This is a genomic window from Pseudomonas sp. SWRI179 (genome assembly GCF_014268705.1).
In the GTDB taxonomy this organism is placed as follows: domain Bacteria; phylum Pseudomonadota; class Gammaproteobacteria; order Pseudomonadales; family Pseudomonadaceae; genus Aquipseudomonas; species Aquipseudomonas zanjanensis.
Window position 1 is genome coordinate 1 of the sequence record NZ_JABWRA010000049.1, and the last position, 20871, is coordinate 20871.

The 20871-nt window shown below is 61.8% G+C and carries 20 protein-coding genes; 15 read left to right on the plus strand and 5 right to left on the minus strand.

What is annotated here, in order from left to right; translation table 11 throughout:
* Positions 1-255: 255 nt before the first annotated feature.
* The 4 genes from HU767_RS22910 (at position 256) to HU767_RS22925 (ending at position 3688) form a co-directional block, all read left to right on the plus strand.
* On the plus strand, positions 256-1350 hold the full coding sequence (locus HU767_RS22910; protein ID WP_186730533.1) for a serine hydrolase: 1095 nt from the start codon (positions 256-258) through the stop codon (positions 1348-1350).
* The gene (locus tag HU767_RS22915) at positions 1347-1658 is read left to right on the plus strand and encodes an amidase (protein WP_186730534.1); all 312 of its coding nucleotides are present in this window, start codon (positions 1347-1349) and stop codon (positions 1656-1658) included. Before HU767_RS22910 ends, HU767_RS22915 begins: the two co-directional genes overlap by 4 nt.
* A 280-nt stretch (positions 1659-1938) precedes the next feature.
* Positions 1939-2529, plus strand: a complete 591-nt coding sequence (locus tag HU767_RS22920; protein ID WP_186704503.1) for a YceI family protein — start codon at positions 1939-1941, stop codon at positions 2527-2529.
* Position 2530: 1 nt separating this feature from the next.
* The gene (locus HU767_RS22925; RefSeq protein ID WP_186730535.1) at positions 2531-3688 is read left to right on the plus strand and encodes a phosphatidylserine/phosphatidylglycerophosphate/cardiolipin synthase family protein; all 1158 of its coding nucleotides are present in this window, start codon (positions 2531-2533) and stop codon (positions 3686-3688) included.
* A gap of 140 nt (positions 3689-3828) precedes the next feature.
* Here the strand turns inward: HU767_RS22925 and bglX are convergent, their stop codons facing one another.
* Complete coding sequence (bglX, locus tag HU767_RS22930) at positions 3829-6120, minus strand: beta-glucosidase BglX (RefSeq protein WP_186730536.1); 2292 nt, start codon at positions 6118-6120, stop codon at positions 3829-3831.
* A 250-nt stretch (positions 6121-6370) separates the two neighbouring features.
* Between bglX and HU767_RS22935 the strand changes: the two genes are divergently transcribed.
* The 6 genes from HU767_RS22935 to HU767_RS22960 all read left to right on the plus strand — a co-directional run bounded on the left by HU767_RS22935 (position 6371) and on the right by HU767_RS22960 (position 11296).
* Entirely contained in the window at positions 6371-6979 is a 609-nt protein-coding gene (locus HU767_RS22935) for a LemA family protein (protein WP_186704506.1), read from the plus strand.
* 136 nt (positions 6980-7115) lie between these two features.
* A complete protein-coding gene (locus tag HU767_RS29095) occupies positions 7116-7871 on the plus strand; it encodes a TPM domain-containing protein (RefSeq protein WP_186730537.1) in 756 nt (251 codons plus the stop codon).
* A gap of 28 nt (positions 7872-7899) precedes the next feature.
* Positions 7900-8517, plus strand: coding sequence for a hypothetical protein (locus HU767_RS22945; protein ID WP_186704508.1), 618 nt, complete (start codon positions 7900-7902; stop codon positions 8515-8517).
* A gap of 335 nt (positions 8518-8852) precedes the next feature.
* Positions 8853-10070, plus strand: coding sequence for an SAM-dependent methyltransferase (locus HU767_RS22950; RefSeq protein WP_186704509.1), 1218 nt, complete (start codon positions 8853-8855; stop codon positions 10068-10070).
* A gap of 218 nt (positions 10071-10288) precedes the next feature.
* A complete protein-coding gene (locus tag HU767_RS22955) occupies positions 10289-10870 on the plus strand; it encodes a DJ-1/PfpI family protein (RefSeq protein WP_186704510.1) in 582 nt (193 codons plus the stop codon).
* Between the two features lie 81 nt (positions 10871-10951).
* A complete protein-coding gene (locus HU767_RS22960; protein WP_186730538.1) occupies positions 10952-11296 on the plus strand; it encodes a YegP family protein in 345 nt (114 codons plus the stop codon).
* A 213-nt stretch (positions 11297-11509) separates the two neighbouring features.
* Here the strand turns inward: HU767_RS22960 and HU767_RS22965 are convergent, their stop codons facing one another.
* On the minus strand, positions 11510-12529 hold the full coding sequence (locus HU767_RS22965) for a DUF4917 family protein (RefSeq protein ID WP_186704512.1): 1020 nt from the start codon (positions 12527-12529) through the stop codon (positions 11510-11512).
* Positions 12530-12670: 141 nt separating this feature from the next.
* On the opposite strand from HU767_RS22965, the gene yiaY reads away from it, so the two are divergent.
* The gene (gene yiaY, locus HU767_RS22970) at positions 12671-13819 is read left to right on the plus strand and encodes an L-threonine dehydrogenase (RefSeq protein WP_186704513.1); all 1149 of its coding nucleotides are present in this window, start codon (positions 12671-12673) and stop codon (positions 13817-13819) included.
* A gap of 153 nt (positions 13820-13972) precedes the next feature.
* On the opposite strand, the gene HU767_RS22975 is transcribed toward yiaY, so the two are convergent.
* Entirely contained in the window at positions 13973-15136 is a 1164-nt protein-coding gene (locus tag HU767_RS22975) for an MFS transporter (RefSeq protein WP_186730539.1), read from the minus strand.
* Between the two features lie 13 nt (positions 15137-15149).
* Positions 15150-16385, minus strand: a complete 1236-nt coding sequence (locus HU767_RS22980) for an aminotransferase class I/II-fold pyridoxal phosphate-dependent enzyme (RefSeq protein WP_186730540.1) — start codon at positions 16383-16385, stop codon at positions 15150-15152.
* 257 nt (positions 16386-16642) lie between these two features.
* Between HU767_RS22980 and fos the strand changes: the two genes are divergently transcribed.
* The 4 genes from fos (at position 16643) to HU767_RS23000 (ending at position 20400) form a co-directional block, all read left to right on the plus strand.
* Positions 16643-17059, plus strand: coding sequence for a fosfomycin resistance glutathione transferase (gene fos, locus HU767_RS22985; RefSeq protein WP_186730541.1), 417 nt, complete (start codon positions 16643-16645; stop codon positions 17057-17059).
* 155 nt (positions 17060-17214) lie between these two features.
* Entirely contained in the window at positions 17215-18564 is a 1350-nt protein-coding gene (locus tag HU767_RS22990) for a diguanylate cyclase (protein ID WP_186704743.1), read from the plus strand.
* A 344-nt stretch (positions 18565-18908) separates the two neighbouring features.
* Positions 18909-19412 (plus strand): DUF4142 domain-containing protein, encoded by a 504-nt coding sequence (locus tag HU767_RS22995; RefSeq protein WP_186704517.1) that lies wholly within the window; start codon positions 18909-18911, stop codon positions 19410-19412.
* Positions 19413-19491: 79 nt separating this feature from the next.
* Positions 19492-20400, plus strand: a complete 909-nt coding sequence (locus HU767_RS23000; protein WP_186704518.1) for an SDR family oxidoreductase — start codon at positions 19492-19494, stop codon at positions 20398-20400.
* A 45-nt stretch (positions 20401-20445) separates the two neighbouring features.
* On the opposite strand, the gene HU767_RS23005 is transcribed toward HU767_RS23000, so the two are convergent.
* The gene (locus HU767_RS23005) at positions 20446-20850 is read right to left on the minus strand and encodes a low affinity iron permease family protein (RefSeq protein WP_186704519.1); all 405 of its coding nucleotides are present in this window, start codon (positions 20848-20850) and stop codon (positions 20446-20448) included.
* Positions 20851-20871: the final 21 nt, after the last annotated feature.

A 20871-nucleotide genomic window follows, 5' to 3' on the forward strand; every position in this document is an offset into this window, starting at 1 on the left:
GGCGGGGGCGCGGGCCAAGCGGTTGGCCAAGGCGTTGGAATCTTCATCGGGTTGAAGGGCCTCATCGCGGGCAAGCCTTGCTCCCACAGGTGCAATGCCAAATGACAGTCTGCTGAAGACCTTTGGGAGCAAGGCTTTCGCTAGACCTGTGGGAGCAAGGCTTGCCCGCGATGGCGTCAGCACTGTCGACACAAGTCCCCAAACTGTCATCAAGTCTGAATAGGCTCCGAAGGTTCAACCCTGCGAGCCCCAAGTATGTCCAAAGGCTGGTTCCTGATTCCGCTGTTGTTGCTCAACCTGAGCGCCCACGCCGAAGACTGGCCCGGCGAGCAATGGCCAAGCGGCCCGACGCCGAGCGGGCCGGCCATCGAAGCCTTGGCGCAATACGCCTTCCCACCCCGGGACGATGAGAGCCGCGAGGGCATCCGCACCGATGCGCTGCTGGTGATCCAGGATGGTCGGCTGGTCTATGAACGCTACGCCGGGCCAACCACCGCCCAGACCCCGCACCTGACCTGGTCGATCAGCAAAAGCCTGCTGGCGACGGTATTCGGCGTGGCCTATGGCGAACAGCGCTTTGCCCTGGACGATCCGGCCGCCAAGTACTACCCGCCGCTGAACCGACACCCGGGCCTGACCCTGGCCGATCTTTTCCATTGGGCGTCCGGCCTCGACTGGCAGGAAGACTACGAATACGCGCCGCTGAAGTCATCGGTGGTGGCGATGCTCTACACCCGCGGGCGTCATGACATGGCGGCGTTTACCGCGCAGCATGAAAGCTTCAGTCCGCCGGGGCGGGCGTTCCGTTATTCCAGCGGTGACAGCAACCTGTTGGCGGCGGCCCTGAAAAATATCGTCGGCCCGGCACGTTATCCCGATTACCCCTGGACCGCTCTGTTCGAACCCTTGGGCATCCGCAATGCCACCTGGGAAACCGACGCCAGTGGTACGTTCGTGGGGTCGTCCTACGCCTACCTGACGGCGCGGGATTTGGCGCGTGTCGGCTTGTTGATGCAACGGGACGGCCGCTGGGGCGAACGGCAGCTGATTTCCAAGGCTTGGGTCGCGTTCAGCCGTGAACCGTTCGTGCACTTCCAGGCCGGCCAGGATGAAGCCGTGCCGGGCGGGCACTGGTGGCTCAACCGCGCCGCCGATCCGGCGATCCACCCCTGGCCCGACGCGCCGCCGGACACCTTCGCCGCCCTGGGCCATTGGGGCCAGGCGCTGTACGTCATTCCCAGCGCCAAACTGGTGATCGTGCGCTACGGCGACGACCGCGACGGCCGCTATCGCCATAACGAACTGCTCAAGCGGGCCATGGCGGCGTTCGCCGGGACGGTGCAGCCATGAGGCGCAACGTGTTGCTGACCCTGCTGTCGGCGGTGCTCATCGCCCTGTTCAGTTGGATGTGGCTGGAGCGGGTGGCGTTGCGGGCCTTTCCCGACATCATTAGCGCCTACACCGCCAAGGAATACTGCTCGTGTCGCTATGTGATGGAGCAATCGGCGGACTACTGCCGTGGCTATGTGAAGCAGTCGGTGCCCACCAGCGACTTTCTCGAGACCGCAGACGCGAAACGCATCACCGTCAGCGGGTTGGGGCGTAGCAACAGCGCGCGGTGGATGGGGGAGCGGCAGGGGTGTCGGTTGGAACCCTGAAAGTTGATTCGATGATGGCTTTTGTGGCGAGGGAGCTTGCTCCCGCTGGGCTCTGTAGGAGCTGGCGAAGCCTGCGATCTTTTGATCTTTCGCTTGAGACTCAAGTGTCTGGGGAAAGATCGCAGCCTCGTTGCACTCGACAGCTCCTACGGCCCAGCGGGAGCAAGCTCCCTCGCCACAAAGGTTATGTGCGCAGCAGCGATGTTCTGAAACAGACAGTTTGCAAGCGCCCTCGGCCCGGTTAAGGTTCGCCACAGGTTTATCTACCCTCCGAGTGCATATGTTCAAGCGGTTCTTCCCACGCGTGGTCGCCAGCGTGCTGCTGGCCTGCGCAGCGCTGCCGGCCCAGGCCGACTGGTACCTGGACGGCGAGTCGTCGCGGCTGTCGTTTATCAGCAGCAAAAACGGCAACATTTCCGAGGTCCAGCGTTTCCTGGTGCTGCACGGCCAAGTCCAGCCCGACGGCTTGGCGCGCCTGGAAGTGGAACTCGAATCCATCAACAGCGGTATCCCCCTGCGGGATGAGCGCATGCGCGCCGAGCTGTTCGACATCAAGCAATTCGCCGAGGCCACGGTCACCGCCAAGATCGACCTGATGCCGATCCAGGACCTGGCCAACGGCGCACAGCTGGAATTGCGCCTGCCGCTGACGGTGAACCTGCACGGCAAGCAGCATGAATATCCCGTTGAGTTGCTCGCGACGCGCCTGGATGAGCGTCGCTTCCAAGTGGTGACCCTCGAACCGGTGGTGCTCAACGCGGCGGATTTCGATTTGGCGCCGGGCCTGGAAAAGCTGCGCAACCTGGCCGGGTTATCGGCCATCAGTTTGTCGGTGCCGGTGAATGCGGTGCTGATTTTCACGGCGCGCTGACATGAGCGGCCCGGTCTTTCCCTGGCGTGAAGGCAATCGCTTCGAGCTGTTGGTCGACGGCCCGGAATTCTTTCCGCGCATGCTGGTGGAAATCGCCCGTGCCCGGGAACAGGTCGAGCTGGAACTGTACCTGGTGGAGGCGGGGGCCTGCGCCGAAGCACTGGTCCAGGCACTGGTCCAGGCCGCCGAGCGTGGCGTTCGCGTGCGCTGCCTGTTCGATGACTACGGCAGCCTGGCGTTTACCCTGGCCCTGCGCAAGCGTCTGACCGAGGCCGGGGTGGAGTTGCGTTTCTACAATCGCCTGAGCTGGCGGCGCTGGGTGCGCAATCTGTATCGGGATCATCGCAAGCTGTTGTTGGTGGACCAACGCCTGGCCGTGGTCGGTGGCACCGGGGTGACCGATGAATTCTGGAACCCCCTCGACGACCGCAGTGAGTGGCACGAAGTGATGGTGGAAATCGTCGGCCCGCTGGTGCTCGACTGGCAACTGCTGTTCGACCGCCAGTGGCTCGCCAACCGCCATCGGCGTGCCTGGAAACCGGCGTCCAACTTCGGCTTGCCGCGCCTGCCTCGCGTGCCGCCGGTGGGCGAGGGCATGGGCCGGGTGGCGTATGCCGACGCCCGTCAGCATCGCGACATCCTGCAATCGCTGTCCCGGGCATTGAACAGCGGCCAGAAACGCATCTGGATGGCAACGCCGTACTTCCTGCCGACCTGGAATGTGCGCCGCTCCTTGCGCAAGGCCGCCGCCCGCGGCATCGATGTGCGCCTGCTACTGACCGGCCCACGCACCGATCACCCGTCCGTGCGCTACGCCGGGCACCGTTACTACCCGCGACTGCTCAGGGCCGGCGTGCAGATTTACGAGTACCAGCCGTGTTTCCTGCACTTGAAGATGGTGCTGGTGGATGATTGGGTCAGCATTGGTTCCTGCAATTTCGATCATTGGAACCTGCGTTTCAACCTGGAAGCCAACCTCGAAGCCTTGGACTCCAAGCTCAGCAGCGCCGTGGCGGCCAGTTTCGAGCGGGATTTCGCCCAGAGCCTGCAAGTCAGCCTCGACGCCTGGCAGCGCCGACCGCTGTGGAAGCGGTTCAAGCAGCGGCTGTGGGGGTGGGTGGATCGGTTGGTGGTGAATCTGCTGGATCGGCGGGGTTAAGCGCAATCCTTGAAAACACATGGAACCCCATGTGGGAGCGGGCTTGCTCGCGAAGGCGGTGTGTCAGCCGACTCAATTGCTGACTGATACACCGCCTTCGCGAGCAAGCCCGCTCCCACAGGGTCATGCATGTTGTTGGGTCAGAGCAACTCAAAACTCTGCTGTTTCACATCCTGGGAGTCCAGGCCGATCTGCACGTTGAACTTGCCCGGCTCCGCGGCGTACTTGAGCTGGGCGTTGAAGAACTTCAGGTCGTCTTCGGTGATGGTGAAATGGATGACTTTCTTCTCGCCGGCCTTGAGCATCACCTTGCGGAAGTTCTTCAGCTCCTTCACCGGGCGGATGATCGAGCCGGTCACGTCCTGGATGTACAGCTGCACCACGGTCTCGCCGTCACGCTTGCCGGTGTTTTCCAGCGTCACGCTGGCATCGAGCTTGCCGGTCTTGTTCAGCGTGGTCGACGACAGCGCCATGTCCGACAGGCTGAATTCGGTGTAGCTCAGGCCGTAGCCGAACGGGTAGAGCGGGCCGGTGGTGTCGTCGAAATACTGCGAGGTGTAGTTGCCCGGCTTGCCCGGCGTGAACGGCCGGCCAATGCTCAGGTGGTTGTAGTAGGTCGGAATCTGCCCTACCGAGCGTGGGAAGGTGATCGGCAGCTTGCCAGACGGGTTGTAGTCACCGAACAGCACGTCCGCGATGGCGTTGCCGCCTTCGGTGCCGCTGAACCAGGTTTCCAGGATCGCATCGGCCTGCTGCTTTTCTTCCAGCAACGACAGCGGACGGCCGTTCATCAGCACCAGCACCAGGGGCTTGCCGGTGGCCTTCAGGGCCTTGATCAGCTCGCGTTGGCTGGCGGGGATGTTCAGCTCGGTACGGCTCGACGATTCATGGGACATGCCCCGGGACTCACCCACGGCGGCCACCACCACGTCGGCGGACTTCGCGGCCTTCACCGCTTCGTCGATCAGCACTTGGGCCGGGCGCGGGTCATCCACCACTTCCGGGGCGTCGAAATTGAGGAAGTTCAGGTAGTCCAGGACCTTCTTGTCGCCGGTGATGTTGGCGCCACGGGCGTAGATCAGCTTCGACTCACCGCCCAGAGCGCGGGTCATGCCGTCGAACAGGGTGACCGACAGCGCCGGGCGCCCGGCGGCAGCCCAACTGCCCATCATGTCGATGGGGGCCTTGGCCAAGGGACCGACCAGGGCGATCTTCGCGGTTTTCTTCAGGGGCAGGGTCTGGTTGCGGTTTTCCAGCAGGACCAGGCTGCGGCGCGCCACATCCCGGGCATCGGCGCGGTGCATGCGGCTGTCGGCGTAGACGTCGGCGGGGTCATCCTCGGCCTTGCCGATGCGCAGGTACGGGTCCTTGAACAGGCCCATGTCGTACTTGGCCGCGAGCACTTCGCGCACCGCATTATCGATGTCGCTCTGCTCGATCTCGCCAGCTTTCAGCAGCCCTGGCAACTCCTTGCCGTAGAGCGAGTCGTTCATGCTCATGTCGATGCCGGCCTTGATCGCCAGCTTCGCCGCTTCGCGACCGTCCTTGGCGACGCCGTGCTTGATCAGTTCGAAGATGGCGCCGTGGTCACTGACCGCGAGGCCCTTGAAGCCCCATTCCTTGCGCAACAGGTCGTTCATCAGCCAAGTGTTGGCCGTGGCCGGCACGCCGTTGATGGAGTTCAGCGCGACCATCACCCCGCCGGCACCGGCGTCGATGGCGGCGCGGTAGGGCGGCAGGTAGTCCTGGTACATTTTCAGCGGACTCATGTCCACGGTGTTGTAGTCCCGACCGCCTTCCACGGCGCCATACAGGGCGAAGTGCTTGACGCTGGCCATGATGCTGTCGGCGGCGTTGGCCCCGGTGCCCTGGAACGCCTTGACCATCACCCCGGCAATGCGCGACACAAGATAAGTGTCTTCGCCGAAGCCTTCTGAAGTCCGGCCCCAGCGCGGGTCGCGGGAAATATCGACCATGGGCGCGAAGGTGATGTCGATGCTGTCGGCCGCCGCCTCCTTGGCTGCGATTCGGCCGGAGTGGTAGATGGCGTCCATGTCCCAGCTTGAAGCCAGGGCCAGGGGGATCGGGAAAATCGTGCGGTGGCCGTGGATCACGTCATAGGCGAAGAACATCGGGATCTTCAACCGGCTGCGCATGGCCGCGTCCTGCATCGGACGGTTCTCATCACGGGTGATGGAGTTGAACGTGCCGCCGATGTTGCCGGCGGCGATTTCCTTGCGAATCATCTCCCGGGGCATTTCCGGGCCGATGCTGATCAGGCGCAATTGGCCGATCTTCTCTTCGAGGGTCATCTGCTTCATCAGGTTACTGATGAACGCATCCTTGTTCTCCATGGGGGCGGGCAGGTTGTCGGCTAATACGGAGTGACTGGCCAGACTGACAAACAGGCCCAGCAAACACAGCTTCTTCATGAATAATTTTCTCGCAAGCCTAAAGGGCGGTGATCAAGACACGCCGGTCAGCCAAAATGTGAGGAGCGGCTATTGTTGTTCAGTTAAATGCAGCAGACTTTCGAACCCATTGGGCTGAACTTAGTTTCGCACTGCGCATCTTTTAGCCCATCGGCCCGTTTCAATCCAGCGCGACGGCAGATTATGCCCCAGACGTCGGCGGGATAGGTGGCCGGGTTTTCCTATGTCATGCAAGGGAGCGCCATATCCGATGAATCCTCGACTGAATCACCTTCGCAGCCTGCCGATGCTGGCGCTGATGCTGCTCACCACGTTGTTGGCCGGTTGCGGCATCAACAACATCCCGACCCTGGACGAACAGGCCAAGGCCGCCTGGGGCCAGGTGCAGAACCAGTACCAGCGCCGCGCCGACCTGATTCCCAACCTGGTGGAGACCGTCAAGGGCTACGCCCAGCACGAGCAGGACACCCTGACCGCAGTGATCGAGGCGCGGGCCAAGGCCACGTCGATCCAGGTGGACGCCAGCACCTTGGACAACCCGGAAAAACTCAAGCAGTTCCAGCAGGCCCAGGACCAACTGAGCGGCGCATTGAGCCGGCTGATGGTGGTGGTCGAGCGTTATCCGGACCTCAAGGCCAACCAGAATTTCCTGGCGTTGCAATCGCAGCTCGAAGGCACCGAGAACCGCATCGCCGTGGCCCGCCGCGACTTCATCCTGGCGGTGCAGAAGTACAACACCGAGATCCGCACGTTCCCGGGGCGCCTGTGGCACAGCGTGATGTACAGCGACCTGCCGATCCGCGAAACCTTCGAGGCCACCAGCCCCAATGCTGAAAAAGCCCCTGAAGTGAAGTTCTGAAAAAACTGTGGGAGCGAGCCTGTGGGAGCAAAGCTTGCTCGCGATGAACGATAACGCGGTCATTAAAAAGACCGAGGTGCCTTCATCGCGAGCAAGCTTTGCTCCCACAGCAGCTCGCTCCCACACAGGAGTTGCGATGCGAGCGTTGAAATTTGGCCTGGTGCTGGTGCTCTGGGCGTTTGCCATCACGGCCCAGGCCGAATTGAAGTTTCCGGAACTGACCGGGCGGGTGGTGGACGCCGCCCAGATGCTCGAACCCTCGGTGCGCACGCAATTGGACTCGCAGCTCCAGGCCCATGAACAGGCGACCGGCGAACAGGTGGTCGTCGTGACCCTGGCGGACTTGCAGGGCAGCAGCATCGAGGACTTCGGCTATCGACTGGGGCGACATTGGGGCATCGGGCAAAAGGATAAAAACAACGGCGCGCTGCTGATCGTCGCTCGGGATGACCGTAAACTGCGCATCGAAGTGGGGTATGGCCTGGAGGATCGCCTGACCGACGCCCAGAGTTCGGTGATCATCCATCAGGTGATCACACCGGCCTTCAAGACGGGCAACTTCAATAAAGGTATCAGCGACGGCGTCGCGGCGATGCTGGTGGTGCTGGGCGGCAACCCGCTGGACGAGCCCGCGACTGCTTACAATGCAGATGGGCAGCAGGGCGATTTTGTCGAGCGTCACCCGGGGCTGTTCATCTTCCTGGTGATACTGTTTATTTTGACGGTATTGGTCTGCCAGATGCTCGGTATCCTGCCGGCCGGACGCGGTGGCTCCAGCGGCTCGGGCGGTTACGGTTACGGTGGCGGAGGCTTTGGCGGCGGAGGCGGTGGGGGCGGCTTCAGCGGCGGTGGTGGCAGTTTTGGGGGCGGCGGTTCGTCGGGCGGCTGGTGATAATAATAATGAGCAGGCACTTTTAACCATGGCATTACTGACTGAACACGAACAACGCAAGGTTGCCGAGGCCATCGCCCGGGTCGAGCGGCATACCGACGCCGAACTGGTCACGGTACTGGCCGCCCGCGCCGACGACTACGCCTATATCCCGCTGCTGTGGGCCAGCTTGCTGGCCCTCGTGGTGCCCGGCGTGGTCCATTACCTCAGCGGGTGGCTGGCCGTGCACAGCCTGCTACTGGTGCAGTGGGTCAGTTTCATCGTGTTGTGCCTGGTGTTCCGCATCCCCAAGATCACCACGCACCTGATTCCCCGTTCCGTGCGCCACTGGCGGGCCTCCAACCTGGCGCGCCGGCAATTCCTCGAACAGAACCTGCACCACACCGTGGGCAGCACGGGTGTGCTGATCTTCGTCTGCGAGGCCGAGCGGTATGTGGAAATCCTCGTCGATGAAGGCATCTCCAAGCACCTGGACAACACCTGCTGGGACGCCATTGTCGCAGCGTTTACCCAGCAGGTTCGCCAGGGGCAGACCTTGCAGGGTTTCGTGACGTGCATCGAAGCCTGCGGAGAATTGCTCAAGGAACACGTGCCGCTGACCCAGGAGCGCAATGAACTGCCGAATCGGTTGGTGGTTTTAAGCTGATTGTCGATCACCATGGCCAGAGCCGCTTTTGTGGCGAGGGAGCTTGCTCCCGCTCGGCTGCGAAGCAGTCGTCGATTTGCGAGCTCGTTGCCCGACCTTGGAGCCGATGGGGACCGCTTCGCGGTCCAACGGGAGCAAGCTCCCTCGCCACAAAAGCTCCCTCGCCACAAAAAAGCCCCAGTGAGCCACAAAAAGCTCAGTGAGCCGCAAAAGCCGGGGCCTTCGTAAAAAGGGCCTGGATTTTCTACCACTGGGGAAATTCCCCGTGCCCTCGCTGCCCATCCCCCCTAAAATACCCGCCATTCCCGATCCGCCCGCCCCGAGGCCGCTTGTTCATGTCCGCCACCGCAACTCCAGCCCGTCCCGCGCCGGATCACCACGCCCAATTCATCGAGCTGCTGCGCACCAGCCTTGAACAAAACGCTTTCATCAAACTGGTACTGGCCAAGTACGTGGGGGACGAAGCGGACCTCCAGCGGCTGATCATCAAGCAGCTGACGGTCAAGGACCAGCCATGCCTGTCTTTTGTCTACCGCTACAAGACCCGCGACATCACCAAGAATTTCCCACTGGCCGAAGGCGTGGACACCATCGCCGCGCTGTTGCCGGCGTCGTTCAAGAACGCGCATTTGCTGGCGGTCACCGACGAGGCGCAGTTGGAGTACAGCAAGAAGGGCAAGAGCTCACTATTCAAGAGCAAGCCCCAGCAACTGCGGGAAGTGCCGTCTGCCGAGCACAACCGTGAGAAAAATCGCTTTCTCGACCTGAACCGGCCATTTTTGGCTGACCTGGGCGTGACCAACCACAAGCACGAGCTGATTCCGGCAATGTCGCGCAAGTGGAAGCAAATCAACAAGTTCATCGAGGTCTTCAGCCATGCGCTGACCTCTTCGCCCCTGGCCTTGGACAAACCGGTGCGGGTCTCGGATTTCGGTTCGGGCAAGGGCTACCTGACCTTCGCCATCCATGATTACCTGCGCAACACCTTGCAGGCCGAGGGCGTGGTGACGGGTGTCGAGCTGCGCGAAGACATGGTCAAGCTGTGCAACGAAGCCGCCGCGCGCCTGGAGCACCCGGGCCTGAGCTTCCAGCACGGTGACGTGCGCAGCGTGGCGCCGAGCGCGGTGGATGTGATGATCGCCTTGCACGCCTGCGATATCGCCACCGACTACGCGATCCACATGGGCATTCGCTCGGGCGCCTCGATCATCATGTGCTCGCCGTGCTGCCACAAGCAGATCCGCCTGCAGATCCAGAGCCCGGCGTTGCTCAAGCCGATGCTGCAATACGGCCTGCACCTGGGCCAGCAGGCGGAAATGGTCACTGACAGCTTGCGGGCGCTGTTCCTCGAAGCGTGTGGCTACGAGACCAAGGTGTTCGAGTTCATCTCCCTGGACCACACCAACAAAAACAAGATGATCCTGGCCGTCAAACGCGCCGAACCGGCGGACCCCACCGAGCTGCTGGCAAAAATCGAAGAACTCAAGGCCTTCTACCACATCACCGAGCACTGTCTCGAAACGCTGCTGCGGGCGGATGGCTATCTCGCCTGACCTCGCCCTGCTAGCACCAACCCCCTGTGGGAGCGGGCTTGCTCGCGAAAGCGGTGTGCCAGCCGACTGAATAGCTGACTGACACACCGCTTTCGCGAGCAAGCCCGCTCCCACGATATGCAGTCCGTCAGGTTATCAGCGCTTATCCCTCACCTACCGACGTACCGGGCTACCTTTAATGCGTCAACCCCTCACGCATTCCCAAAGGAGCCCTTCCCATGGCCGCCAAGAAAATCCTGATGCTGGTCGGCGATTACGTCGAAGATTATGAAGTCATGGTGCCGTTCCAGGCCTTGCAGATGATCGGCCACACCGTGCACGCCGTGTGCCCGGACAAAACCGCGGGCCAAACGGTGCGCACGGCGATCCACGATTTCGAAGGCGACCAGACCTACAGTGAAAAACCGGGGCACTTGTTCGCCCTCAACCATGACTTCGCCAACGTCCAGGCCGCCGACTACGACGCGCTGCTGGTGCCGGGTGGGCGGGCGCCGGAATACCTGCGCCTGAACGAAGCCGTCCTGCAACTAGTGCGTGATTTCGATCTGGCGGGCAAGCCGATTGCCGCGGTGTGCCACGGTGCGCAATTGCTGGCGGCGGCGGGCATCCTCGAAGGGCGTGAATGCAGCGCCTACCCGGCGTGCGCCCCGGAAGTACGGCTGGCGGGCGGGACCTATATGGACATTCCCGTGACCCAAGGCCATGTCCAGGGCAACCTGGCGACCGCACCGGCCTGGCCTGCGCACCCGAACTGGCTGGCGGGATTCCTGACGCTGCTGGGCACGGCCATCACTTTGTAATAACGCCGCACAGCGGACTGGCAAGGCAAGCGCAACGGGTCTTTACTCTCGGGGCATGTCTTCATTGCCAGGAGAGAAATCATGTCCGGATGGTACGAAATCAGCAAAAGCAGCAGTGGCCAGTTTCGGTTTGTGCTCAAGGCGGCCAACGCCGAGACAATCCTGACCAGCGAGTTGTACACCACCCGCAGCGGCGCCGACGGCGGCATCGCTTCGGTGCAGAAAAACAGTCCACTGGCCGAACGCTATGAGCTCAAGACCACCAAGGACGGCCATCCGTACTTCAACCTCAAGGCCGGCAACCACGAAGTGATTGGCAGCAGTGAGGCGTATTCATCGGATGCAGCCCGGGACAAAGGCATCGCCAGCGTCAAGGCCAATGGACCGACGACAGTCATCAAGGACAAGACCGTGGCTGCGCTCTGAACCCATCCCTATGGGAGCGAGCCTGCTGTAACGAGTGGGCTTTTGTGGCGAGGGAGCTTGCTCCCGCTGGACCGCGAAGCGGTCCCCATCGGTTCCAAGACCAGGCAGCAGGCTCACAAAATGACGACTGCTGCGCAGCCGAGCGGGAGCAAGCTCCCTCGCCACAGTCATGCGCTGACCTGGCATTGAGTTTCCAGGTCATGTAGTCCGAGGCTAAACCTCCACCGGCACCGACAATTTCGGATCGCCCAACGGATGGCTCTTGGCATCGAAGAAGCGCAATTGTACGTCCAGCCCCTCGAACACCTTGGCGTAATGCCGCTTCTGATGCTGGATGAACGCCTGGCTTCGCGGATAGATCGAAACCGCCACGGTTTTCGGGGCGGCCAGGCGCAGGGCATGGACAATGTGCCGGTCCTGCTCGCCGAGGGCATGGCCGAACAGGCACAGATTATCGCCATGCTGCAGCAACTGGTCGTAGCAGAACGACAGGTAATCGCTGCTGCGGATGGTCTTGAGCTTGTCGGTGCTGGGACCTTCATTGACGAACAGCGGCACGTCGTCGAGGGTCTTGATCGTGTTGTTGATGGCGAAACTGCCCAGCAAGGTGCCTTCGGTGGACGTGAGTTTGCGCGCCGTGCCGTCCTGGTTGCGCACCAGGTGCAGGCCGCCGTGGAGATACAGTAGGCGTGGTTTGTCCGCGCCCGCCTGGCTCAGGTCGAAACTGTGGTCATCGCCACAGAACAGATCGCTGAGGGTCTCGGCCCCATGCTGGATCGCCCAGTAATTGAGCAAGTCGTAATTGGTGGTGAACACCGTGCGGTAGCGGCTCAGTTCCTGATTGATCGTCGCCAGGGTCGATGGCTGCACCAACCGCCACGGGATATGCACCGCATGCACGGTGTTGATCAGCGCTTCCTTGATTGCGTAGTAGCGGTTACGCGGGGCGGCGGAGCTGACGGCCAGGGCCTTGTTGACCCGACTGGTGGTTTTCAGCGCCCCGAGCACCTGTTCGAAGCTGCGCGTCTGCATCGCGTCGAACACGCTCAGTTCCGACGGGCTCAAGGGTTTTTCCTCAACGGTGCGGGCATTTTCGAACAGCGAGTCATAGCCGAAATCGTCCCACACCGCACGGCTGGCGCCATTGCCCAGCAGCAGGCCGCTGAAGGCAGTGTCGGCGCGCAAGGCCTCCCAGTCTTCGAGCCGGGTGTCGTATTCCTGGAAATCGGTCATCGCAAGGATCATCTCAAAACGTGGCAAAGGCAGGCCGCGACTTTATCACGACCCAGTCTTGAGCCAGATCAAGATACGTCGTGACTACTCGGTCAATCCTGTACGCCCCTGCCGATTCGGCCTCTTCCAGGAGCGTGTGCCATGAGCAGCACTTTTTTCATCCCCGCCGTGAACATCATGGGTCTGGGTTGCCTCGACGAGGCCATGACCGCCATTCGCAACTACGGCTTTCGCAAGGCGCTGATCGTCACCGACGCAGGGCTGGCCAAGGCCGGCGTCGCCACCAAGGTGGCCGAGTTGTTGGCGCTGCAGGACGTCGACTCGGTGATTTTCGACGGTGCCAAGCCCAACCCGAGCATTGCCAATGTCGAGCTCGGGCTGGGCTTGCTCAAGGAAAGCCAGTGCGATTTCGTCGTGTCCCTGGGCGGCGGTTCACCCCACGACTGCGCCAAGGGCATCGCCCTGTGCGCCACCAACGGCGGACAGATCCGTGACTATGAAGGGGTGGACCGTTCGAGCAAGCCGCAACTGCCGCTGATCGCCATCAACACCACGGCGGGCACCGCCAGCGAGATGACCCGTTTCTGCATCATCACCGACGAGACCCGCCATGTGAAAATGGCGATTGTCGATCGCAACGTGACCCCGCTGATGTCGGTGAATGACCCAGCGTTGATGGTGGCGATGCCCAAGGGCCTGACGGCCGCCACTGGCATGGATGCGCTGACCCATGCGATCGAGGCTTATGTCTCCACCGCCGCCACGCCGATAACCGATGCCTGCGCCCTGAAGGCCATTACCCTGATCAGCAACAACCTGCGCCTGGCCGTGCGCGACGGCACCGATCTGGCGGCGCGGGAAAACATGGCCTATGCGCAATTTCTCGCGGGGATGGCGTTCAACAATGCGTCGTTGGGTTTCGTGCACGCGATGGCGCATCAACTGGGTGGTTTTTACGACTTGCCTCACGGCGTGTGCAATGCCGTGCTGTTGCCCCATGTACAGAGTTTCAACGCCTCGGTGTGCGCCGCTCGCCTGACTGACGTGGCCCATGCCATGGGCGCCGATACACGGGGTTTCAGCCCGGAAGAGGGGGCCCGGAACGCCATTGCGGCGATCCGCAGCCTGGCCCAGGACGTGGACATTCCGGCCGGCTTGCGTGATTTGGGCGTGCGCCTCAACGACGTTCCGGTGCTGGCCGCCAACGCCTTGAAAGACGCGTGTGGCCTGACCAACCCACGGGCGGCGGACCAGCGGCAGATCGAGGAGATTTTCCGCAGCGCGTTCTAGGCTTTGTATGAAAAGTCGCCGAGCGGCGATCAGGCAAGGCGAAAACAGGCGAGGAACGGCCGGGGTCGCGCTCGACTTGACGGTTGTCAATGAGCATTCTGCGCCTGTTTTCAACGCAGCATGATCGTCGCGCAGGCACTTTTCGTACAAAGCCTAAGCGACCCGGGGTGGCACGAACCTCACACAGAGCATCGCCGCCGCCCCCAGCAGTGCGCACAACGCCGCCAGCGGCCAGGCTTGCTGGCTCAACAGCAGGCTGGCCATGGCGCCGATCACCGACGCCATCAATTGATGCAGGAACCCGCTCAATGCCATGGCATAAGCGCCGGCCACCGGTGAGCCTTCATTGGCCAGGGACAGGCTGATGGGGTAGATCAACGACTGGCCGAACACCGCGAAGCAGTACGGCAGCCAGAAGAGCAACGCGATGCCGCTCAGGGTGAGGCTGCCTGCCAGCATGGTCATGCTGCCGCCGAGCACCAGCGCGATGCCCCAGCCCATCATTCGCCGTTGACCGGTGCGCAGCACAAAGGCGTTCACCGCCAGTGCCCCGAACAGGTACGCGGCACTGATCGGCCAGCCCAGCAAGCCATATTCAATGGCCGACCAGTGGAAGCTCTCCTGCAGGATCAGCGGCGCGGCGGTATTGAACGCGACGATCACGCCGTAACCCAGCCCACCGGCGAAGGCCGGCAGCAGGAACGCCCGTTGCCGGAATATCTGCCCGTAGATGCCCCACGCCGATTGCCCGTTGCTGCCCTGTATCAGCGCCGGGAAACGGGCCCTGGACACCGCCGCTGCCATGGCCAGGCTGACGGCGCCCAATCCCTGGAAAATCGCCTCCCAGCCAAACGCCGCCTGGATCAGCGAGCCCAGGTACTGGCCAATACCGAGGGCAATCACAAAGGCGATCGATATCCAGGACAGGGCCTTGGCCAGCAGGTCACCGCTGAAGCTGTCACGAATCAGGACCCGCGCCATCACCGAGATACCGCTGGCGCCGATGCCCTGGATCAACCGGAGCATCAGGAACGCCTCGATTGTCGTGCCCAGCGGCAAGGCCAGGTTGCCCAGGCCGTACAACCCCAAAGCCGCCAGCAAGACCGGCTTGCGCCCCAGGCGCTGGCTCAGGCTGCCCCACAACAACATGGGCAGCGCCATGCCGATCAGGTACACCGACAGGCCCCAGGACACCCGGGATGCATCGGCACCGATATCCCGGGCGATATCCGGCAGGGCCGGCAAATAGATGCTCATGCCCAGTTGTGCCAGGAAGACGGTGGTGCAAGTGACGATCAGGGTTGTACGGTTCTTCATCAAGCGTCCTGTCTCAGGGGCGGAGGTCACGCCCGTGGGTCAGCAGCAGTTCGGTGATCTTTTCGCAAAAGGAGCGAATCACGTCAGGCTCCATGTCGGCGCGCAGGGTAATGCGAATGGCGGCCTTGCCTTGCGGCACCACGGGAAAAAACACCGCTGAGGTGAAATACCCCAGTTCGGCCAATTCGACCGCCAGGCTGTTGGCCAGGGATGCTTCACCGCAAGGCACCATACGGATCGCCATGGGAGTGCCGCGCTGTCCGGTCCGCACGAGGCTGTCGAAGAGGCGGATATTAGCCTGCAAACGCGCCTGCAAGGCGCTGAATTCCAGACTGCGGTGCAGGCGGATCGAAGCCATGCCGGCACCGATGGCCGCTGCGTTCAGGCTCTGGGACCAATTGCTCGGTCCACCGTAACGCTGCACCAGCGCCTTGTGCCGTTCACTGCCAAACATGACCAGCCCGCCACTGGCGCCGAATGACTTGGCCAGCGAGGCGACGACCAGGGTGCGCTCGTCCACCGCCGGGATACGCGAACGGACCAGGCCGGCGCCGGATTCCCCGACCGCAGACAGGGCGTGGGAATCGTCCAGGTAAAGAAACAAGCCATAGCGCTGCTTGAGGTACATCAGGCTGTCCAGGTCCGCCATCCCGCCCATGCTGTAGGCGCCGTCGGCTACATACGCCACCTCGCGCTGGCGTTTGCACACGTCCTCGATGAAATCCATGTCGTTGTGCGGGCAGGTGATGACCTGGGTTTCGTCGGCGCAGGCGGCCTTGCTGTGGTTCATCGAATAATGGGCCTGTTTGTCGAACACCATGACGGGCGCACGATTTTGCGTGAATGCACCGCTGGCCAGCAGCGGCAGGATTCCGGCGCTCGCCGCACTGCAAGACAGGGCGCTGAGACAACAGGCGCCAAACAGCTCCGACAACTGGGTTTCGTACTGGTCCAGGATCGCCAGCTTGCAGCGATTCCTTGAATTGGCGACCCGCAGGGTCCCGGCCTCCCACAGGGCGGACATGGCACCGTCCAGCAACGCAGGGTGATAGTCCAGGCCCAGGTAGGATGTCGTGCAGAAGTGATGAAAAGCCCGGCCGTATTGGTCGACCAGCACGTTGGGTGTATTGACCTCGACATTCAGCCCTGAGATTTTCCCGGCTTCGGTGCTTTGCCAATCCTGGTCTGCAAGGGAAATGAGTTTGCGGTAGTTGGTGAAGTAATGAGGTGATTGAGCCGTCTGGTTCATGGTGCGTTTACATTCCTTGGTGAGTGGTGCTGTCCGTGGGGTGTTTCGATTGCGGCGTGTTTCCAGACTTTACAGATTGTTGTGCAGGGCTTTGAATCGGCTGTTTCCGGCGTGCTTGAGTGTCACTGGAGATTTCTGCGTAGGACTTTGCCTAGGACCTTGGACGGGGAATCCATCAATAGTGTCGGAGCTTCGGAGCACCGTGGATTTGCCCCAAGCCCGCTGGGTTATCACTCTTTTCGGAAGGTAGCTTGCTGATGCTCTCAGGTCTCAATCATCTGACCCTTGCGGTCACCGATCTGGATCGCAGTGTGGCTTTTTATGGCGAGCTCTTGCAGCTGCGTCTTGAGGCCAAATGGAACAGCGGGGCATATTTGTCGCTGCCGGGGTTGTGGTTGTGCCTGTCTCTCGACCCGTTACGCGGGCCCGAGCCGGCGGCGGACTACACCCATTACGCGTTCAGCATCAGCGCCGGCCATCTCCCGCTGCTGGTGGCGCGGCTGAACGCGGCCCAGGTGTCGTCGTGGCGAGACAACCGCAGCGAGGGGGATTCGTTCTACTTTCTCGACCCTGACGGGCACAAGCTGGAGGTCCATGTGGGTGACCTCGCGTCGCGGTTGAAGGCTTGTCGGCAGGCACCGTATGCCGGCATGGTGTTTTTTACAGAGCTGTGATGGGGCTGTGTCGAGTCGCGTGGCTGATCTACTGGGCGTTTCGTCCACTACGGTTGATTGCCTGCGCTATCCTCACCGGTATTGGGTACGTTGGTCACGCACTGACCATCACCCGCTTCGTTCACCGCTGCATTACCCGGATGACCTCCAGCCCCATGGACACTTCAAGTTCCGCGCCGCTGGCCAGCTACATCGACCTTCTGCTGGACGCCGTGTGTGCCGTCGACGGTCAAGGGCGTTTCGTGTTTGTCAGTGCCGCCTGCGAGCGTATTTTCGGCTACACCCCGCAGGAGCTGATCGGCCAGCCGATGATCGATCTGGTACACCCCGCCGACCGCCAGCGGACCCTCGAGGCGGCGCGGGAAATCATGGGGGGCGAGCCCAAGCTCAATTTCGAGAACCGCTACCTGCGCAAGGACGGACGGGTGGTGCACATCCTGTGGTCGGCGCGCTGGTCGCCGGTGGACCAACTGCGCATTGCCGTGGCCCGGGACATCACTGAACGCAAGCAGGCCGAGTCCCGGCAAGCGGCGTTGTATGCGATTTCCGAAGCGGCCCATGCCGCGGCTGACTTGCTGGCGCTGTTCAAGCGCATCCACCTGATTATTGGCGAGTGGCTGCCGGCGCTGAATTTCTCGGTGGCGCTGTATGACGAACAATGCTCACAGTTGAATTTCCCCTATCACGTCGATGACCGGGAAGGGCAACCCGAATTGCCGGGCACGGTCACCGGGCGTTTGTGCGCCGAGGTGATTCGCAGTGGCCAGCCGATCCTCCTGACGCCTGGTGGCAGCGCGTTGCCAGCGGGGTTCGACGATTTGGTGGCGCAACCGGACGCGCCATGCTGGCTGGGCGTGCCGCTGAACGCCCAGAGCGGCACGATTGGCGCGCTGATCGTCAAGAGTGCGCCGGACAACGAACGCTACACCGAACAGGACAAGGAGCTGCTGCAATACGTTTGCGCACAAATCACCGTCGCCATCGAGCGCAAGCAGTTGCACGCACGGTTGCAGCACATGGCTCAGTACGATCAGTTGACCCAGGTGCCCAACCGCGAATTGCTCCGTGAACGGTTCAAGTGCGCAGTGGCGGCCGCTCGTGCTGCGTCCGGGCGCATGGCCTTGTTGTATATCGACCTGGATCGTTTCAAGCAGGTCAACGACACCTATGGCCACGGCGTGGGTGACATGCTGCTGCAAGCGGTGGCCAGTCGCCTGAAGGGCTGTATCCGCGACACCGACACCGTGGCGCGTATTGGTGGAGATGAATTCGTGGTCCTGCTGCACAGCATCCAGGCCTTGGAGGATGCCCATCGCGTGCGGGACAAAATCCATCATGCACTGGCCCAGCCGCTGCGTCTGGACGGGCATTGCTTGAGCATCGAACCGAGCATCGGCGTGGCCTGCTTTCCCGACCATGGCACTGAAGACATCGCACTGTTCCGCCACGCCGACGAGGCGATGTATGCCGCCAAACGCCACAATCACCGGGCGTTCGGCATCTGAAAACGCGTCACCGTTCGTCGTGGCGCCCGCAGCTTTCTCAAACCTTCAGCCCGCATCCCATTCGAATATAGGGCAGGGCCCGCGCGCCCGGCATTCACGAATACGGAGGGCTGAACCATGCCTGGTTCAAGCAGTATTTATCCGACAAACAGTGCCCATGATCGAACGAAGGTGTCCGAAGCAGGTCGCAAAAGTGGGAGAACCACCATCACGGCCGTCGATCGAAACCCGCCGAAAGCCGAAATTGGCCGAAAACCGGGCCGGACGTCTCGCTGAATACTCATGGGTGGTTCTGATTCAAGGTGGATAACCCACTAGAACTTTTATCAGAGGAGGGCGCGATCATGAGCCGTATGGCCAGTTTATTTCGCACCACCAGTCTCGTCGTGCTGATGGGCCTGGGTGCCAACAGTGCCTGGGCCCAATCGCCTGTCGAATTCATCAACGATGCTTCCGCCAAAGGCATGGCCGACATCGAGACCAGTCGCATGGCCCATGGGAAAGCCGAATCCAGGGAGGTCAAGGACTACACCATCATGGTGATCAACGATCGCACCACCGCCAATCAACATCTGGCGAAGATTGCCAAGAAGCTCGACTTGCCCGTCGCCCCCCGGGAGGAAGTGGCCGACAAGGCCAAGGCCTTGATGCCGCAGGTCAAGGATGGCGAGTCGTTCGAAGCCGCGTATGCCGCCAGCCAGGTCAAGGCCACCGAGGAGGCCATCGCGCAGATCCAGCAGGAAGCCCAGACCACCGAAGTGCCGGAAATAAAGGCTTTCGCCGACGAAACCCTGCCCAAGTTGCAGACCCATCTCGAAATGGCCAGGGCGCTGCAGGCCAGCCGTTGACCTGCCGCATCTGGTTTTACATTCAGGACCGGGGCGTCAGCGTCCCGGCAGATTTTGCCCGCCGAAAAGGAGAACCTCGATGTCCACACGCCGAGAACCCAACCAATACGCGATGCAGAACCCACTGACCCAATATCCGCGCCCGGAATTTCCCGACCAACCGCAATCGCCGCCTGGCATCGATCAGGACATGCTGCCGCAACCCGATCATGGCGAAAAAAGTTACCAAGGTTTCGGCCGCCTGGAGGGGCGCAAGGCGCTGGTCACTGGTGGCGACTCGGGGATTGGTCGCGCCGCGGCGATCGCCTACGCCCGAGAAGGTGCCGATGTGGCGATCAACTACCTACCCAGCGAAGAGCGCGACGCCCGGCAAGTTATCGAGTTGATCGAAGCCGAGGGCCGCAAGGCGATTGCGATTCCTGGCGACCTCAAGGACGAAGCGTTCTGTGTGCAAATGGTCAAGATGGCGCAACAACAGCTCGACGGGCTGGATATCCTGGTAAACGTTGCCGGTAAGCAGGAAGCGCAAAAAGACATTGCCGACATCACCACCGCGCAGTTTGACGACACCATGAAGACCAACATCTATGCGATGTTCTGGATCTGCAAGGCAGCGGTGCCGCTGATGCCGGCAGGGGCGACCATTATCAATACCGCCTCGATCCAATCCTACGACCCGTCCGCGACCTTGCTAGATTACGCCACCACCAAAGCGGCCATCGTAGCGTTTACCAAGGCGCTGGCTGGGCAGGTCATCGGCAAGGGCATCCGGGTCAATGCCGTGGCACCGGGGCCGATCTGGACCGTGCTGCAACCGAGCGGCGGTCAACCTCGGGAAAAGATTCCCACCTTTGGCTCCCAGGTACCCATGAAGCGCCCGGGCCAACCGGCCGAGTGCGCGCCGCTCTATGTCCTGCTGGGATCGCAGGAGTCGAGCTACATCACCGGGGAAGTATTTGGCGTGACGGGCGGTAACCCGTTGCCTTGATGCCAGACAAATGCGCGAGTGGTTGACGCCACTCGCGCATAGGCATCAGCACTGGTTCAGGTCGATCTTGTTCTTTTGTTCCACGCCATCAAGGCCCTTGGCTTCGTCCTTGCCCATGTCTTGATAGCGCTTGCGCAGCGCTTCAAGTTGCTTGAGGTCCAGCGACTCGAGGCCGAGCATTGCGTTCTGTGCGTCCTTGGACGCCCGCAGCAATTCATCCACTTTCAAATGCAGGATGTCCGTATCGCGGTTCTGGGTGTTCTGGATCAGGAACACCATCAGGAACGTGATGATGGTGGTCGAGGTGTTGATGATGAGTTGCCAGGTGTCGTTGAAGCCGAAGAAAGGTCCGCTGGCGGCCCAGATCGACAACAACACGATGGCGCCTAGAAAGGTTTTGGGGCTCCCCGCCCAAAGGGATAGTTTTTGCGCGATTTTTGCGAACGTCATTGCCGTGTTTCCTTATGGGAT

Bases quoted from the DNA above. Each gene is read 5' to 3' on its own strand.
- HU767_RS22910 (WP_186730533.1), top strand. From the start codon at position 256: ATGTCCAAAGGCTGGTTCCTGATTCCGCTGTTGTTGCTCAACCTGAGC.
- HU767_RS22915 (WP_186730534.1), top strand. From the start codon at position 1,347: ATGAGGCGCAACGTGTTGCTGACCCTGCTGTCGGCGGTGCTCATCGCC.
- HU767_RS22920 (WP_186704503.1), top strand. From the start codon at position 1,939: ATGTTCAAGCGGTTCTTCCCACGCGTGGTCGCCAGCGTGCTGCTGGCC.
- HU767_RS22925 (WP_186730535.1), top strand. From the start codon at position 2,531: ATGAGCGGCCCGGTCTTTCCCTGGCGTGAAGGCAATCGCTTCGAGCTG.
- bglX (WP_186730536.1), bottom strand. From the start codon at position 6,120: ATGAAGAAGCTGTGTTTGCTGGGCCTGTTTGTCAGTCTGGCCAGTCAC.
- HU767_RS22935 (WP_186704506.1), top strand. From the start codon at position 6,371: ATGAATCCTCGACTGAATCACCTTCGCAGCCTGCCGATGCTGGCGCTG.
- HU767_RS29095 (WP_186730537.1), top strand. From the start codon at position 7,116: ATGCGAGCGTTGAAATTTGGCCTGGTGCTGGTGCTCTGGGCGTTTGCC.
- HU767_RS22945 (WP_186704508.1), top strand. From the start codon at position 7,900: ATGGCATTACTGACTGAACACGAACAACGCAAGGTTGCCGAGGCCATC.
- HU767_RS22950 (WP_186704509.1), top strand. From the start codon at position 8,853: ATGTCCGCCACCGCAACTCCAGCCCGTCCCGCGCCGGATCACCACGCC.
- HU767_RS22955 (WP_186704510.1), top strand. From the start codon at position 10,289: ATGGCCGCCAAGAAAATCCTGATGCTGGTCGGCGATTACGTCGAAGAT.
- HU767_RS22960 (WP_186730538.1), top strand. From the start codon at position 10,952: ATGTCCGGATGGTACGAAATCAGCAAAAGCAGCAGTGGCCAGTTTCGG.
- HU767_RS22965 (WP_186704512.1), bottom strand. From the start codon at position 12,529: ATGACCGATTTCCAGGAATACGACACCCGGCTCGAAGACTGGGAGGCC.
- yiaY (WP_186704513.1), top strand. From the start codon at position 12,671: ATGAGCAGCACTTTTTTCATCCCCGCCGTGAACATCATGGGTCTGGGT.
- HU767_RS22975 (WP_186730539.1), bottom strand. From the start codon at position 15,136: ATGAAGAACCGTACAACCCTGATCGTCACTTGCACCACCGTCTTCCTG.
- HU767_RS22980 (WP_186730540.1), bottom strand. From the start codon at position 16,385: ATGAACCAGACGGCTCAATCACCTCATTACTTCACCAACTACCGCAAA.
- fos (WP_186730541.1), top strand. From the start codon at position 16,643: ATGCTCTCAGGTCTCAATCATCTGACCCTTGCGGTCACCGATCTGGAT.
- HU767_RS22990 (WP_186704743.1), top strand. From the start codon at position 17,215: ATGGACACTTCAAGTTCCGCGCCGCTGGCCAGCTACATCGACCTTCTG.
- HU767_RS22995 (WP_186704517.1), top strand. From the start codon at position 18,909: ATGAGCCGTATGGCCAGTTTATTTCGCACCACCAGTCTCGTCGTGCTG.
- HU767_RS23000 (WP_186704518.1), top strand. From the start codon at position 19,492: ATGTCCACACGCCGAGAACCCAACCAATACGCGATGCAGAACCCACTG.
- HU767_RS23005 (WP_186704519.1), bottom strand. From the start codon at position 20,850: ATGACGTTCGCAAAAATCGCGCAAAAACTATCCCTTTGGGCGGGGAGC.